Origin of the sequence: Herbaspirillum sp. VT-16-41 (assembly GCF_001994935.1) — a bacterium.
GTDB lineage: Bacteria > Pseudomonadota > Gammaproteobacteria > Burkholderiales > Burkholderiaceae_D > Herbaspirillum > Herbaspirillum frisingense.
In genome coordinates, this window is record NZ_MUXB01000094.1 from 1 (window position 1) to 422 (window position 422).

The 422-nt window shown below is 51.7% G+C and carries 1 protein-coding gene; it reads left to right on the top strand.

The features are described 5' to 3' along the window. Positions 1 to 422: hypothetical protein (locus BTM36_RS28280; protein WP_168189755.1), on the top strand; the 422-nt coding region annotated here is incomplete at both ends.

A 422-nucleotide genomic window follows, 5' to 3' on the forward strand; every position in this document is an offset into this window, starting at 1 on the left:
GCGTGAGCGTGGCGAGTGGCAGTAACGTACATGTCTGGCTGACGCCGGATAGCCCGGATGGCGCCATCAAGGGCGACTTTGTGCCGAAATCCGACAGCGCGTCGCAGATTCACTACTACACCAGCAGTGGTAATGCCAACACCGACGATAGTGCCAAAGGACACACCGATATCTTCGTTGTCGGTGCCCATACGGGTGGTTATTACCAGCAGAGTGACTGGCCGAACAGCAAATATAATTTCGTCTCCCTCAAAGGGATCACTGGCAACGGCAACGTAACGGAAGGCGATGTCGGCAAAGACTATATTTTTGTTCAGGGTAACAGTGAGGACTACAAGGTAACAGGCGTTCCTCATCCGCAGAACCATCAGAACAACGATATTGATAATTTGCAGATTACCGACGAGAACGGTAAGCATCCT